This window comes from Microcoleus sp. FACHB-SPT15 (assembly GCF_014849525.1).
In the GTDB taxonomy this organism is placed as follows: Bacteria; Cyanobacteriota; Cyanobacteriia; order Cyanobacteriales; family Coleofasciculaceae; genus Symplocastrum; species Symplocastrum torsivum.
Window position 1 is genome coordinate 179,748 of sequence record NZ_JACJNU010000049.1, and the last position, 15,265, is coordinate 195,012.

Annotated in this window: 6 protein-coding genes and 1 pseudogene; 5 read left to right on the top strand and 2 right to left on the bottom strand. The window is 46.7% G+C overall.

What is annotated here, in order from left to right:
• The first annotated feature begins 22 nt into the window (after positions 1-22).
• The 4 genes from H6F98_RS16845 to H6F98_RS16860 all read left to right on the top strand — a co-directional run bounded on the left by H6F98_RS16845 (position 23) and on the right by H6F98_RS16860 (position 8,726).
• Positions 23-2,533 (top strand): PAS domain-containing protein, encoded by a 2,511-nt coding sequence (locus H6F98_RS16845; protein ID WP_192219849.1) that lies wholly within the window; start codon positions 23-25, stop codon positions 2,531-2,533.
• Positions 2,534-2,635: 102 nt separating this feature from the next.
• Positions 2,636-5,191 carry a PAS domain S-box protein gene (locus H6F98_RS16850; RefSeq protein ID WP_192219850.1) on the top strand — a complete coding sequence of 852 codons (2,556 nt, stop codon included), beginning with the start codon at positions 2,636-2,638 and terminating at the stop codon, positions 5,189-5,191.
• Between the two features lie 11 nt (positions 5,192-5,202).
• On the top strand, positions 5,203-5,631 hold the full coding sequence (locus H6F98_RS16855) for a response regulator (RefSeq protein ID WP_192219851.1): 429 nt from the start codon (positions 5,203-5,205) through the stop codon (positions 5,629-5,631).
• A 284-nt stretch (positions 5,632-5,915) separates the two neighbouring features.
• Positions 5,916-8,726, top strand: coding sequence for an ATP-binding protein (locus tag H6F98_RS16860; RefSeq protein WP_192219852.1), 2,811 nt, complete (start codon positions 5,916-5,918; stop codon positions 8,724-8,726).
• A 138-nt stretch (positions 8,727-8,864) separates the two neighbouring features.
• Here the strand turns inward: H6F98_RS16860 and H6F98_RS16865 are convergent.
• A pseudogene (locus H6F98_RS16865) lies at positions 8,865-9,746 on the bottom strand (IS982 family transposase).
• A 202-nt stretch (positions 9,747-9,948) separates the two neighbouring features.
• Between H6F98_RS16865 and H6F98_RS33560 the strand changes: the two are divergent.
• On the top strand, positions 9,949-13,170 hold the full coding sequence (locus H6F98_RS33560; protein WP_242058569.1) for a PAS domain S-box protein: 3,222 nt from the start codon (positions 9,949-9,951) through the stop codon (positions 13,168-13,170).
• 482 nt (positions 13,171-13,652) lie between these two features.
• On the opposite strand, the gene H6F98_RS16875 is transcribed toward H6F98_RS33560, so the two are convergent.
• Positions 13,653-15,260: a peptide ligase PGM1-related protein gene (locus tag H6F98_RS16875; protein ID WP_192219853.1), complete on the bottom strand. Its 1,608-nt coding sequence runs from the start codon at positions 15,258-15,260 to the stop codon at positions 13,653-13,655.
• Between the last annotated feature and the right edge of the window lie 5 nt (positions 15,261-15,265).

Here is a 15,265-nt window from a genome sequence, read left to right on the forward strand (position 1 = left end):
AGACTTTTAAAAAGAACTCATAATGGATAAACCCTTTAATCAAAACTTATCTACCTCTGGCGATAACGGTAAAGCTTCACAAGACTTTCATAGTCTTGAGCAACGCTTAGAGCTAAGTGAAGCGAGAAGTCATTGTCTTCTGGCAACCCTTTCTCAGATGGCTTGGTTTGCACAAGTCAACGGTGCAATTACTAATTTTAACCAGCAATGGTATGAGTATACTGGGTTAACCGTAGGAGAGTCACTGGGCTGGAAATTTTTTAAAGCGATACACCCGGAAGATCGCGATTCCTTGAGGGATAGTTATGGGGATTTTCGCCTTAGCTCCGTAGCATCCGCTTCACAAGTGCAAGCTGTAAAAGCACCCAGATCGCTCAACCTTAACCCAGAAAGTAGGGGAAACCGTAAACCCGAAGAGACTGGAGAAGAACAAATTGATGGCTTTTTGGGCGAACCCTTACCAGCTTCCTACTTTAGCAGTGGCTTCACTGCCAAATCGAATGCTACGCCAGATCAGGCGATCGCTTCCTTGGCGTACACCACTGCCAGTAGTAATCTGGAGCCAAAGAAACTACAGAACACCGAAATTGAATGCCGCATTCGTGGCAAAGATGGTGCTTACCGCTGGTTTATTGCACGAAAAATACCAGTGTTTGGAGGAAGTGGTCAGCTTTTGGAATGGATTGGCACCTTCACGCTTAAAAGAGAATTAAAACCCTACACAGTTATCCCTTTACAACAAAGTGCAGAAGCTCATACCCATCAGACACCCTCACAACTTCAGGTTGAACTAACCAGTCAACTGTCACTCGGTAAACGGCAACCTACCAAATTAAGGGTAAGGGAGCAAGCTAAACAGCGCCCAGTCGAGTTAGTACAGCACCACCAGCCGACACTTCCCAGTGAACTGTCTCAGGCAATTATTTGGGAAGCTGAGGCAACAACCGGGCAGTTTACCTTTGTCAGTCAAAGTGCTGAGAGACTTTTGGGCTATCCAGTTGATCAGTGGCTCACTCAACCTGATTTTTGGACTAATCTGGTTCATCCGGAAGATCGGCAATGGACTGTCGCCCTGTACCGCAGACAAATGCTCCAGAGTCAAGACTGTGAGTTGGAGTATCGGTGCATCGCCGCAGATAATCGGGTAGTCTGGCTACGCGATCGCGCTTGTGTGATTCGAGATGAACAGGGTCAAGTTTACAAGCATCGGGGGTTGATGGTTGATATCACCTTTGCCAAGCGGGCAGAAACAGAGCTTCATACTCGTCTGTGTCAGCAATCTGCGATTACTCAACTGACTCAATCAGCCCTTTTAGCAACTGAAGTTTCCGCACTACTCAACGAGAGTGTTGCTTTAGTTTCCCAAGCGCTAGCGGTGGAGTATTGTAACGTTCTGGAATGGCTTCCCAATAACAACAACCTGCGAATGCGTTCCGGAATTGGTTGGTCACCAGGGTTAGTTGGGCAAGCAATAATCGAAGCCAGTCCCAATACTGTAGCGGGTTACACCTTGCACTCTGGTCAAGCGGTGGTTGTAGAAAATCTCCATCGTGAAACCCGTTTTCAAGGTTCGCCCTTACTTCATGAACACGACATTGTTAGTGGCATTAGCGTCATTATCCCAGTGGGGCAAAACCAAGAGAACGACGAGGGTAGATTACCAACTACCCCTAAGGGTTCCTTTGGCGTTTTGGGTGCCTATACAAGTAGACGCCGAGTGTTTAGTCAAGGCGATGTTGAATTTCTCCAAGCTGTTGCTAATGTTTTGGCAAGCTCAATTGAGAGCCAACGAACTCATGAGTCTCTGGACAAGGCAAGAACCCAACTGACTCAGGCAACGGTTGCCTTGGAAAAGCGAACTCAGGAACTTGACCAGTTTGCCTATATAGCCTCTCATGATTTGAAGGCACCGCTACGAGCGATCGCTAATCTATCGGAGTGGATTGAAGAAGATATTTTTGACCAACTCAATGAAGACAACCAATACCAAATGCAATTGTTGCGAGGGCGGGTTCATCGGTTAGAAGCTCTCATTGATGGTATGCGGCAGTATTCTCGTGCGGGACGAATTACAGGTACGCCAGAAAGGGTGGATGTAGAAGCGTTGTTGAAACAAGTGATTGAGACACTAACACCACCGCCTGAATTCATCATTGAAGTTGCGCCAGGAATGCCAACCCTAGTTACAATGCGATCGCTTCTTGAGCAAGTATTTAGCCAACTCATCGACAATGCAATCAAGCATCACCCCAAAGCTGATGGCCAAGTGAAAATCAGTGTTCAGGAGCAGTCAGACACTTATGAATTTGCAGTTACGGATAATGGTGAAGGAATTGCGCCTGAGTTCCATGAGCGAGTATTTGCGATCTTTCAAACGTTGCAAGCGAGAGACGAAGTAGAGAATACAGGTGTTGGTTTAGCGATCGCAAAAAGAATTGTAGAAGGACAAGGCGCTGCGATCCGATTGGAATCTCAAGAAGGTCAAGGGACAACTTTTTACTTCACTTGGCCTAAGCCGTTAAGCGAGTCTTGAAGCCAGATTAACTTCCTACCTCCCAACTTTGTTCGTCGATCTAACAGCGCGTTAATTTAATTGGAGAAGCTTGTTGATCGACTTGTGCAAGGAGTATGAATAATGGGTACCTCCAAAATCTCGCGAACTCAGCGTAGGCTCCAACCTGACCTGTCAGTCCGCTGGCGAGGTGGCTTAATTCTCTCGATTCCCGTTCTATGTTTGTTTGCTACAGTTTTCGTAATTTCCGCGCTGTCTTCTCAAACATCAGCAGCGATAGAGCGAAGGGAACAGAGTCGGCAAACTCTCTTAGATACTCATCGTTTGCTCAGAGATTTACTCAATGCTGAAACCAGTGTTCGAGGTTACGTGATTACCAGGCGTCGGGAATTTCTAGAACCTTATACAGAGGCAAGAAATCTCCTACCTGAGTCACTTAATGCACTTGGTGCTAGAGTGCAAGCCAATCCAGCACAGCGTCAACAGTTTCAAGCAATTCCAACACTAGCGCAGCAACAAATGAGGCTTTTAGAGGAGGTTCTCAAGATCAGTGACCGACAAGGAGCAACAACAGAAGGCTCTCCCCTACTGACTGAGCAGCTACTCAAGAGCAAACTGAACATGGATCACCTGCGGCAGGAAATTACCAAGTTTGCCCAGCAAGAAGAACGTTGGCAAGATACTCGCGCTTCGCAAGTCCTGTGGTGGCGGGAACTAACAAAAACTGTTCAGTGGAGCGCTTTGGCAACTGGGTTACTCGGAGCAGGTGCAGCTTTTTACCTCTTCAATCAGTTAGACCAGGATTTGGCAGAACGCGCAAGCAGCTTGCGAGAAGGGAATATCTATTTACAGAGCGTTTTCGACAATGTTGTCGATGGAATTCTCATCCTGAACGAGCGTGGTTACATTCAGACGGGTAATGCTGCTGCTGTAGAAATCTTTGGTTATGAATCGGATGAAATTGCTGGTAAACACCTACAACGACTGATTGCAGAATCCTTTACAGATGATAGCGGCAAAGTGATGGGTTCTCTGGTAGGGAACAATCAAAACAAACTACGACTTCAGCAGGAGACAGTAGGGCGACACAAAGACGGAAAAACCTTCCCAATGGAATTTGCCTTTAGCGAGATGCAGCTAGAAAATGAGCTTCTGTTCATTGTGATCGTGCGTGACATCACTGAACGCAAGCAGGCTTCTGAAACCCTGCTCAAACAAGCCCAGCTGTTGGATTTGGCAAATGACACGATTATGGTGCGCGACCTCAATGACATGATTACCTATTGGAATCAAGGTGCTCAACGGATGTACGGCTGGACAGCAGCCGAAGCACTGGGGGAATCCGTTCATAGGCTGCTAAAAACAGAGTTTTCTCAACCACTAGAGGAAATAAAAGAGACATTGTTCCAAAACGGGTACTGGCACGGGGAACTAGTAAATTCTCGACGTGATGGCACCTGTCTTACTATTGCCAGTAGCTGGACATTACAGCGCAATGAGAAAGGACAGCCAGTAGCTTGCCTAGAAATCAACCAGGATATTACTGAACGAAAGCTTGCAGAGGCAGCGTTGCAGCGTAGTGAAAAGCTGTATCGCACCTTGGTTGAGAACTTTCCCAATGGCGCTGTATTTTTGTTTGATCAAAATCTGCGATACAACATTGCGGAAGGAACAGGATTATCGACGGTTGCTCTTGATAGTAAGACGCTTACGGGTAAAACAATTTGGGAGACATTGCCACCCCAAACGGCTCAACTACTTGAGCCAATTTATCACGAGGCTCTAAAAGGCAAAGTGACTGTTATGGAAATACCCTTTGCCGATCGCTTTTATTGTGTCCATGTGCTGCCTGTGACTAATGAACAGGGAGAAGTGGTTTCCGGGATGACGATGACTCAAGACATCACGGAGAGTAAGAAAGCAGAAGAGGTTTTGCGATCGCGTGCTGAAGACCTGGCGCGAATGACGTCCGTTTTGGCACAGACAACCACAAGTCTAGAAAAGCGCAACGCCGAACTTGACCAATTTGCCTATATAGTGTCTCACGACCTCAAAGCTCCTTTAAGAGCGATCGCCAATCTCTCCCAGTGGCTTGAAGAAGACTTAGAAGAGCACTTAACCGAAGACACTAGGCACCAAATGAATTTGATGCGATCGCGTGTCCATCGGATGGAAGCCTTAATTAACGGTCTATTACAATATTCCCGTGTCGGACGCCTCCACGCTGAATTAGAACCTGTGGATGTCGAGGCGTTACTCTACGATGTCATCGATTCTTTAGCCCCACCACCGGAATTTACCATTAAGGTGATGCAAGGAATGCCAACACTGATTACCGAACGCTTACCCCTAGAACAGGTGTTTGCCAATTTAATCAGTAATGGGATTAAACACCATCACCGACCCGATGGGCAGATTGTTATTTCTGTCACTGAGCAAGCCGACTTTTACGAGTTTGCTGTTGCTGATAATGGAATTGGAATTGCCCCTGAGTTCCACAAAAAAGTTTTTGTCATGTTTCAAACCCTAGAAGCCCGTGACAAGGTAGAAAATACTGGGGTGGGTTTAGCAATTGTTAAGAAAATTATTGAAGATAAAGGAGGCACCATTTCCCTGGAATCCCAGCTAGGACAGGGAGCAACATTCCGATTTAGCTGGCCGAAGCATTCAATGGGATAAGGGATGAAATCATGGATGACAAACAAACGAGTCTACTCCTTATTGACGATGACGAAGTTGATGTCATGACTGTCAAACGGGCGTTTAAAAAAAACAACATCACTAATCCACTTTATGTAGCAACCAATGGTATCGAGGCGTTAGCGATGCTGCGAGGCAACGAAATGCCAAAACTCCTCCTTGGACAGCGCCGACTCCTTTTGCTTGACCTCAATATGCCAAGAATGGGTGGAATTGAGTTCCTGCGGGAGTTACGGGCTGACCCGGAACTGAGAGCGCTGCCAGTGATTGTCTTGACAACCTCGAATGAGGACAAAGATAAGGTGGAAGCTTACGATCTTAACGTCGCTGGATATATCATCAAGCCTGTAACGTTTACAAAATTTGTGGAAGCAATAGGAACGCTCAACAAGTATTGGGCACTGAGTGAACTACCCTAATTGGCGGTTGCGTAGAAACTAAGGAGCATTTAAGTTGCTTGGTTTAGGTCGTCGTTTCTTTGCCCTTCCCTTGACCATTAATAGTCAACAGTGAACAAAAAGTGACGAGATTGAATTTGAAATTTAAAAGCGCATCAGCTTAGCGACTGAGAATATTGAATCTTCACTCCTACAGCGGAAAATTAACCCATCAATGTGTAGAGGCAGAAGTAGAGGGAGTTTTACACAATACTTATAAGGAGCCAACAGCTAAGAGCGAGACGCTCCCTAGCTAACCGCTAACTATGGAAGAGATTATAAAAATTCTTGTGGTGGAAGATGATGAAGTAGATCGCATGGCAGTCCGTCGAGCGCTCAAGACGGCGGGTATTTCTGTAGAAATGGCAACAGCCATTGATTGTAAACATGCGATCGCCACCCTTAATCAAGAAAATTTTGACTGTGTTTTGCTCGACTATCGCTTGCCTGATGGTGACGGACTTGCTTTAGTTCAAGAAGTCCGGAGTACCGGAAGTAAAGTTCCTTTGGTTGTTTTGACAGGTCAAGGAGACGAGCAAACCGCTGTCGAACTCATGAAAGCGGGAGCATCGGATTATCTTCCCAAAAGTAAACTGTCTCCAGATACACTCTCCCGTAGTGTCCGCAATGCTGTTCGTATCTATCGGGCGGAACGGGAGGCGGCGTTGGCAACACAGCGGTTACGTGAAAGTGAAGAACGCTACCGCTTGGTGCTTGAAGGCTCTAATGATGGAATTTGGGACTGGGATGTCTATACTCACGAAATTTATTGTAACGACCGCCTTTATGAAATTACTGGCTTCTCACCAGGTGAGGTGACAGCCAACTATGACCTCTTTTGTAAGCTGCTGCATCCGGAAGATCGCATGAGAGTTAGCCATGCTGTTGCCGCTCACTTACAAGATGAGGTTGAACTGGAGGTAGAATTTCGCCTCTTGCATACTTCTGGGGAATATCGCTACTGCATCGCTCGCGGTAAAGCTTGGCGGGACGAGCAGGGACGACCTTTTCGGGTATCTGGCATTGTAAGCGACATCACCGATCGCAAGCGAGCAGAAGAGTCTCAACGATTTCTGGCAGAAGCGAGTGCGATGCTCTCAGCGTCCCTCGATTATGAAAAGACTCTAGAAAGCATCGCCCAACTAGCTGTGCCATTCTTAGCTGATCTTTGCCTTGTCGATATTGTAGAGAATGGTGTAGTTCGTCGGATGGGTGTTGCCCATGCTGATCCCACACAAGAATCACAGGTACGACAACTACAGTACCGTTACCCACCGGACATTAATGGACAACATCCAGCAATGAAGGTGTTGCGAACTGGTATCGCTGACCTGAATCCAGAGATTACTGAAGAAGATCTGCTGTCGGCGACCCGCGATGCCGAACACCTGCAAATTGTGCGCGATTTGGGCTTCAAATCCTATATAATCGTGCCGCTTTTGGTGCGAGGGCGGACTTTGGGGGCAATTTCCTTCGTGTCTACCCAAGAGGGACGGCGCTATGGTGTAGCTGACTTGGCCTTGGCGGAGGAACTTGCCCGTCGAGCTGTATTATCAATTGAAAATGGTCAGCTTTATCATACTAGCGAAGCGGCTCGAAGCGCGGCACAGGAGGCAAGTGAGAACCTACGTCAGGCGATTTTGATTCTAGGAGAGCAGCAGCAACAACTACGAATCCTACAGCAGTTAACCAATCTACTTAACCAGCGTCTGACCGACTTACCGGGTTTGTTACGGGAGATGGTGGGAGCGGTAGCGCAAGCAATTCCTGGTGCCCAGTTTTGCTTTATTATGCTCAACAACCCTCAATGCGATCGCTTACTTTTGACGGTAACCGCTGGGGTTGGGACAGAAAAGCTAAAGCTGGAAGACGCCTTCTGTCCTGAAAAGGGATTGCTCTCGCGGGTATTTTCGACAGGTGAATCGCAATTAATTCAAGGGAACCGTTGTAACTCCCAGGATTTAGAGGAGGTTCCGGCAGCCATTTACGCTGTTGCGATCGAGTCTGTGGAATCGGGACGTTTGGGAATATTAGCGGTTGGGAATTGGGAAGATCAGACTGCGTTTGATGAGGAAGATCGGAAACTCTTGTTAGCTGTCGGTGAGCAGGCTGCGATCGCAATTGATAATGCCCGGATGATTAAAGCGTTAGAAGAGCAAGAGGCTCGTTTAGAAGACCAGAATGAGCAACTTGCCGCACAAAATCAGGAATTGGAAAACCAACGAGAGCAGCTTCATTTGCGGAACCTGCAACTATTGGAAGCCGCGCGCTTGAAATCCCAGTTTCTTGCCACGATGTCTCATGAATTGCGGACACCGATGAATGCGGTTATCGGTTTTTCTCAATTGCTATTGCGCCAGCGCCAAAGTCCGCTCACGCCTCAACAGAACGATATGATGGAGCGCATTCTCAACAACGGCAAGCACCTACTAACACTAATTAATGAAATTCTCGACCTCTCCAAAATTGAGACTGGGCGTCTAGAACTGAAACTAGAAGCGTTCAACCTGATAACGTTGGTCAGAGCGATCACTGATGAGCTTCGCTCACTCGCTGACGAGAAGCACTTAGCACTGACCGTTCACGCTGATTTAGAGAACGCCAATGTGATTAATGACAGTGTTCGCTTGCGGCAGATTTTGGTCAACCTCCTCTCCAATGCAATTAAGTTTACCGAAAGCGGCAGTGTTGAAGTGGAAGTGAAGGAAATCTCCCCAGATCAGTTAGCAATCAGTGTCAGAGATACAGGGATTGGGATTGCTCAGGATAACTTGAAAAATATTTTTGAGGAGTTCCGGCAACTCGATCAGACGACGACAAGGAAGTATTCTGGTACAGGTTTGGGGCTAGCCATTACAAAATCATTGGTTCAGCTCATGCAGGGAAGCATCACGGTAGAGAGTAATCTGGGTCAAGGGTCTACGTTTTGCCTCGTCTTCCCTCGACACCTACAACTCACATCTCCAGGCGTGGATGACACCACAGATGCCTCAACCCGCCGAGACACTCGTGTTTTAGATGGCGCTGCCGCTACACCGACACTTCAAGGCTCTCAAATAGTAAGACGGCTATATTAGGGGATTTAGTTGTTGGTTGTTGGTTGTTAGGCGATCGCAAATTGAATTGGCAAGATAAAGTACTTCTAGATCGTCAGTCGATACAGAAATTTCCTAATCGGGGATTGCAAAATCCAGGTAACTTAACCTGAGTTCGGGTTAAGCCGCTTGAGGCAAAGTGAAATCCAGATTGAGTGAAGGCTTCTTGGGCTGATGACAATAAGCAATCAATCCGCAGAGAATATTCACCATAAAGTTGACTGGGCTGCGATGCCTGGAATGTTCAATCTGAGAAATATTCTTGAGTTGGTCAATGATCGTTTCGATAATCGACCGTTTGCGGGAGAGTAACTTGTCGCTTAAGCGCATCAAGCGGTTGCAACATGATTGCGTTTAGGCTTGGCAAAGAACTCAATGCCGTAGGCTTGAAAAAGCGTTTGAGCCAGGGCATGAGAGACATAGCCTCGGTCGGCAAAGACTTTACCAAAGAGGTCTTTAAGCAGCTCCAGCACGGGCTTACGGTCATCAATATTGCCAGGGGTGAGGGTGAAATTGAGCAGTTCTCCAGACTCATTGACCACCAGATGCAGCTTAAAGCCAAAGAACCAATCAACTGAGGTTTTGCCTCTTGCTGCCAGATTAGAAAACACTCTTCGGTCGTGGGATGCGACGATTGTGACAAACTTTGAGGCTAGTAGCATCGATGAAGCTGATGCCAGTACACTGCCCAAAACAGTGCTTGAGGTAAATGCACAACGGCAATAGAGCTGAGGGCATCCATTCCACAAATCGGTTGTAGCTCACCAATGAGGGGAAGGCATCTTTCCAGTACACACTGACGTGCTGGAGGTAGTAAGCCTTGAAGTTGCGGTATTGCTGTTGGTGGAACGCGACTAAGATGGTCATGATTTCACTCAGACTCAAGGCGCGAGAGCGAACTCGTTGCTTAACCCCCTGCCCTAGTAAAGAAGTTTGCCACTGGGGTTCAAAGTGTTGGCAGAAATCATCGATCTTGCAGAAAAGTTCTTCTAGACTATGCATGGGAGAGGCTTGCTGAATTATGGTTTTAACAACTTTCAGCTTACACATCCCCTCCTTTTCTTATCCCGAACTCAGGTTAACTTAGTTACGGTTGACGGCTTACGAGTAGCCGTTCGCGCAAAATTATCCGTATTAGTCCTGTTCTGCTTTACTAAGATTCTTGTCAAGATCGAGTTAGAATAAGCCGTCTTGTGCGCCTACAATGACTACTTCAGTATCAATGACAGCACCCTTGCCAGATAACGAAGCGCAGAGGCTTGAAGAGCTTTTAGAGTACAAAATCCTTGATACCCCAGTTGAACAAGCCTTTGACGACCTCACACGCCTAGCTGCCTACATTTGTGGTACCCCAATTTCTTTGATTACCTTAATTGATGCCCAGCGGCAATGGTTTAAGTCAAAGGTGGGTTTGGAGATATCAGAAACACCTCGCGAACATGCGTTCTGTGCCCATGCTATTGTGCAGCCCGACGTTTTTATTGTTCCTGATGCGACAAAAGACGAGAGGTTCGCAACAAATCCCCTAGTCACCTCTGATCCTAATGTGCAGTTTTACGCTGGTGTCCCTCTGATTACACCAGAGAAGCAAGCGCTGGGAACGCTATGTGTAATTGACCATGTACCGCGAAATCTTAGTCCGGAACAGTTGGACGCTTTGCGAATACTAGCTCGTCAAGTACTCAAGCAGATTGAACTCCGGCGTAATTTAGCCAATCTGACCCTTCAAGATACCGAGCGCAAACAGGCGCAGAAGTCACGTCGGCAGTTTTTTAAGGGGATTGCAGGAGGATTTGGTTTAGCGTCAGCAATTCTCCTCATAATTGGCGTTGTCTCGTATCAGAGTGCAACTAGACTGATTGAGGTCAATAGTCGTGTTCAACAGACTCAACAGAGGCTGAACCATCTCAAAGAATTACTCTCTCTGGTGACGACGGCTGAGACTGGACAGCGTGGTTACATTCTCACGGGACAAGAGCTTTATTTAGAACCCTATCGTGCGGCAACTACAAACTTTGATCGAGAAATTCAATATCTTCAGCAATTAGAGACGGATAACCCCAATCGCCGCAAGCAGATTCAATCCCTTGGAATGCTAATTGAGAACAGGCTGGCACTCCTCAAGGAGACAATCAACTTACGGAAAAATGGGAAATCTGAGTTAGCCTTGCAGGTGATCGAGGCAGGTACGGGAAGGAAGCTCATGGATGAGATTCGCTCTCGTATCCGGGTGATGGAAAATGAAGAGAATGCGTTGTTGAAACAGCAATTAACAGCAGCGGAAACAAGCGCTCGCTACACGATTCTTACACTGGCGATCGCAATCACCCTGACGTTTGTAATTCTCTGTGGAATTTATTCCCTCGTCTATCGTGAAATCACTGAGCGCCAGCGAGTGGAAGCTGCCCTAAAAAAAGAGCGCAATTTTATTTCTGCTGTCATTGATACCTCCAGCGCTTTAGTCGTGGTTCTCGATCCGCAGGGGCGAATCGTCCGCTTCAACACAGCCTGTGAGCAAACAACAGGTTACTCATTTGATGAGGTAAGAGATAGGCATTTTTGGAACCTGTTCCTCATTCCTGAAGAAGTGGAGTCGGTTAAAACAACCTTTGCCAAACTCCAAGCGGGTCAGTTCCCGAACGAGTTTGAAAACTACTGGGTAACAAAGGATGGGAGTCGCCGACTAATCGCTTGGTCTAATACCGCTCTCCTTGACAATCAGGGTTCAGTTGAGTACGTCATCGGCACTGGCATTGACATCACTAGGCGTAAGCAAGCAGAGAAAGCTCTTCAAGAGAGCGAGGAACAGTATCGCTCGGTTGTGGACAACCTCAAAGAAGTCATTTTCCAGACGGATACAGCAAGGCAATTGACGTTTCTTAATCCTGCCTGGACAGAAATTACTGGATTATCCCTATACGAAAGCCTCGGCAAGAGATTTTTGGAATTGATTCATCCAAATGATCGCCAACTCCATAATCAATACTTTCAATCCCTCATTGAACGCCAAAAAGAAGACTGCCGCTACCAGATTCGCTACTTGACTAAAAACGGTGGCGTGGCATACATGGAAGTTTATGCCTGCCAGATATTAGGTGATGACAACACTGTTATTGGAATTTCTGGCACCCTTAACGATATTACTGAGCGCAAACGCAGAGAACAGCATCTAAGTGCAGAACACGCTGCCACACGGGTTTTGGCAGAATCTGCCACGCTAAGCGAAGCCACTCCAAAACTCCTGCAAGCTATGTGCGAAAGCTTAGGATGGGATCTCGGCGAATTCTGGAGTGTAGACGCAAGCGAGAATGTCTTACGTCGTGTTGAAAGCTGGCATCGTCAGTGGGTTGATGTTTCGGAGTTTGAAGCGGCGACTTCACAGATTACTTTTGCGCCTGGGGTTGGATTACCAGGGCAGGTTTGGGAGAATACGTCACCGGCTTGGATTGCTAATCTTGCTGAAGATGCGAACTTTGTGAGAAGCTCAATAGCGGTAAAAGTTGGACTGCACGCTGCGATTGGTTTCCCTATCCTCAGTGGAGATGAGATGTTGGGTGTCATGACCTTCTTCAGTCGTGAGATACAGCAGCCTGACGCAGATTTGCTGAAGATGATGGCGGCGATTGGTGGACAAATCGGTCAGTTCATCAAGCGCAAACAGGCTGAGGAGGAATTACAGCAGCAGAATGAGATTTTGCAGGCTGAATTGAATCAAGCGGCTGAATATGTGCGATCGCTTTTACCCCGTCCTCTAACCGGAACCGTAACGACTGAGGCACAGTTTGTTCCCTCGCTTCAGTTAGGGGGTGATGCCTTTGACTATTACTGGCTTGATGCTGACCATTTGGCAGTTTACCTATTAGATGTTGCAGGACATGGAGTTCGATCGGCATTGCTGTCGGTTTCCGTGCTAAATGTTTTGCGATCGCAATCCCTCCCCAACACTAATTTTCATCAACCTAGTGCTGTCTTAGCCGCCCTCAATCATGCCTTCCCAATGAACGAAAAGGGGGATGACTATTTCACCATTTGGTATGGTGTCTATAACCGAGTGAAGCGGCAACTTATTTACGCTTGTGCAGGACATCCACCCGCGATGTTGCTATCTGAAACTTCAACCGCTACCCCTGTAAAGCAGCTAGGCTCATTAAGCATACCCATAGGTATGCTCAGCGATGCTGATTTCGATGATGGTTCTTGTGAAATTCAACCAGGCACTACGCTTTACCTCTTTAGTGATGGAGTCTACGAAATTCATCAATCTGATGGTAGTATTTGGGGACTCAATGCCTTTATTGATGTTCTGATTAACTATAAAAAAAGCAACACAAACAATCTGGAAACGGTGTTATATCACATTCAGACGTTGACCATCAAAAAAGTCTTGGATGATGATTTCTCCTTATTAAAAATTAATTTCGATTAAAATGATGAGAAATCACCTGGTTCTAACCTTTCAAACTTGCCCAGCAGAAGCTACTTTTTCTTCAGATTTATTTGGTTGGGGAACTTTTGTTTAAGTACCATTAGCTAGTTGTAAATGAATTGTCTTTAACCCTTAACCTTTCTTTTTTGCCCTAAAAAACTAGTCATGGCAGTTAGCACTCAGCTATTAGCCATCAGCTTTTTTGTTTTCTTGACTACTCACGCTCGTTTCACAGCCTTTAGCTGTACCTCATATTATCGCTCTTCTGTCAGTCTCGGAAAATCACGCTCAAAGTAAAAGCTTGAGAGCTTTTCCACATAACGATTTGAGGGGTGAGTTTCTATCAGAAACTCAAAAATGTAGACCAATTGGGAAAACTCACGTCCTATCAGGATTACAGCCTTTGCGAGCACCTAGACTGACAGAAGAGCGATAACTGAAAACTGCTATAACTCACTTACAGCGTTTAGAGGCTTAACCGCTTAGCTTCCAGTCCAAGCAATGGGGGGACTGGGATAGGAGGGAGACACAAGAGAACTTGTACTTGATTTACTTTCTTCATCCAGCACGTTCACCACCTGATTGTATAAGTCCTCTGCCTGTTGCATAGAGTCACCAATGCTGGTCAATCCCAGTTTGCCAAACTCCGAAAGGGAACCCATTAGGTGAAACACACTGCCAGTTCTGGTGCTGCTATCAAAGTGTAGACGGTGGTGAGCAATGATATCCATCAGATCGTTGGGCATTAATCCTTGGTAGCGTTCTTTTTGCAGGTTGTCAGAGGCAATGTAGTACTTCTCTCGACCTTGATGACTGTAAAAAAGTCCTGTCGAAGAATCATACCGACCATTGGTTAAATATTTGAGGGTCATGAAGGGATGTGTTGTGCCGCCTTTGCGTAAGTTGATTTCAATGGCTTGCAAATCCCAGGTTGCCCCCTTGCTATAGGGTTGATGTACTGCAACAAAATCGACACCGTAGCGTTCCATTGCCCCTTTTTGAGCTAATGCCTGACCAACTCGTCTCCCCAGTTCTTGTAGGCGTAGCCGATACGCTTCATCAGCAGGGAATCGGCAACCCAGATAAATCTGACCGTCTGGGCCACCTAAGATTTGATCGTGGGTAGACAGAATTTCTACTTCGCCATTGGGAGTGATGTAACCTTGAACACTAGGCGATCGCTTTTCTTCTCCTTCAATAAATGCCTCTACCAGTGCGCCTAACTCTGGCACACGACTAGAAAAATTTGCCCAAGTCTCTGTCTTCGCTTGGAAGCTTAAATGCTCCATCCGTTTATGAAGTGCTGCCACTCGTTGTGCATGGGAGACTTTCCCCGGAGACATTTCTGCTATTGGTCTTAAGTCCAAAATCGCATTACCCTCTCCTGAAAAGCCTTCGTTGAGTTTGACTACCATCCGCTTTAAGTCGGGTTGGCGTTCCCACAAGTCGGCAGCTACCTCGGCTAAATCATCAGATTTCGTGACACTCTCACTGCCATCTGGATAAGGCAAACCTGATTCTGCGAAAATTTCCCGACTGCCGCTTTTGGTGCCCCAATACAGTAAAGCAGGGTCTGGAGCAAGCAGTGGTAAATCTAGTCGCACAGATAACTCTTGCTCTAAAAAAGTTGAGTTATAACAAACCATGTAGGATTTCTGAGGGCGCAGGGCTTGACGAATCCGCTCAATTAAGCGGGGACGCTCCAAAATCTTTTGGGTAAGGGGTTTGAGGGAACCATCATAGGTCGAAAGCAGCAGCAAGCGATCGCGTGCGTGAGAAAAGGGAATCCCAGGCAACAACTGCAAATAGTACTCAATCACAATCGGCGACATTGGTTGCGCCGTAACGTAGATCAAGCGAGTACGGGGGTTACGCAGACGAATCAACGAGAACAAAAGTCGTTCTTCATAGTGTAAAAAGCCCTGAATCTTATTCAGTTCTCGCTGGTCAACACTAACGGACGGCACCACCAAAATATCGTGGTCATCCATGTCAAACAGGTCAACATTATGCCAGCGATCGCGCAACTGGTTTTGAAGGTGCCGAAATTGCTCTGCTTGTTCAGAGGAAGAAGAATTTAACGTGTGCATCGCCC

Excerpts from the sequence above, each read along its gene's own strand:
- H6F98_RS16875 (WP_192219853.1), bottom strand. The coding sequence starts at position 15,260 with ATGCACACGTTAAATTCTTCTTCCTCTGAACAAGCAGAGCAATTTCGG.
- H6F98_RS16855 (WP_192219851.1), top strand. The coding sequence starts at position 5,203 with ATGGATGACAAACAAACGAGTCTACTCCTTATTGACGATGACGAAGTT.
- H6F98_RS16860 (WP_192219852.1), top strand. The coding sequence starts at position 5,916 with ATGGAAGAGATTATAAAAATTCTTGTGGTGGAAGATGATGAAGTAGAT.
- H6F98_RS33560 (WP_242058569.1), top strand. The coding sequence starts at position 9,949 with ATGACTACTTCAGTATCAATGACAGCACCCTTGCCAGATAACGAAGCG.
- H6F98_RS16850 (WP_192219850.1), top strand. The coding sequence starts at position 2,636 with ATGGGTACCTCCAAAATCTCGCGAACTCAGCGTAGGCTCCAACCTGAC.
- H6F98_RS16845 (WP_192219849.1), top strand. The coding sequence starts at position 23 with ATGGATAAACCCTTTAATCAAAACTTATCTACCTCTGGCGATAACGGT.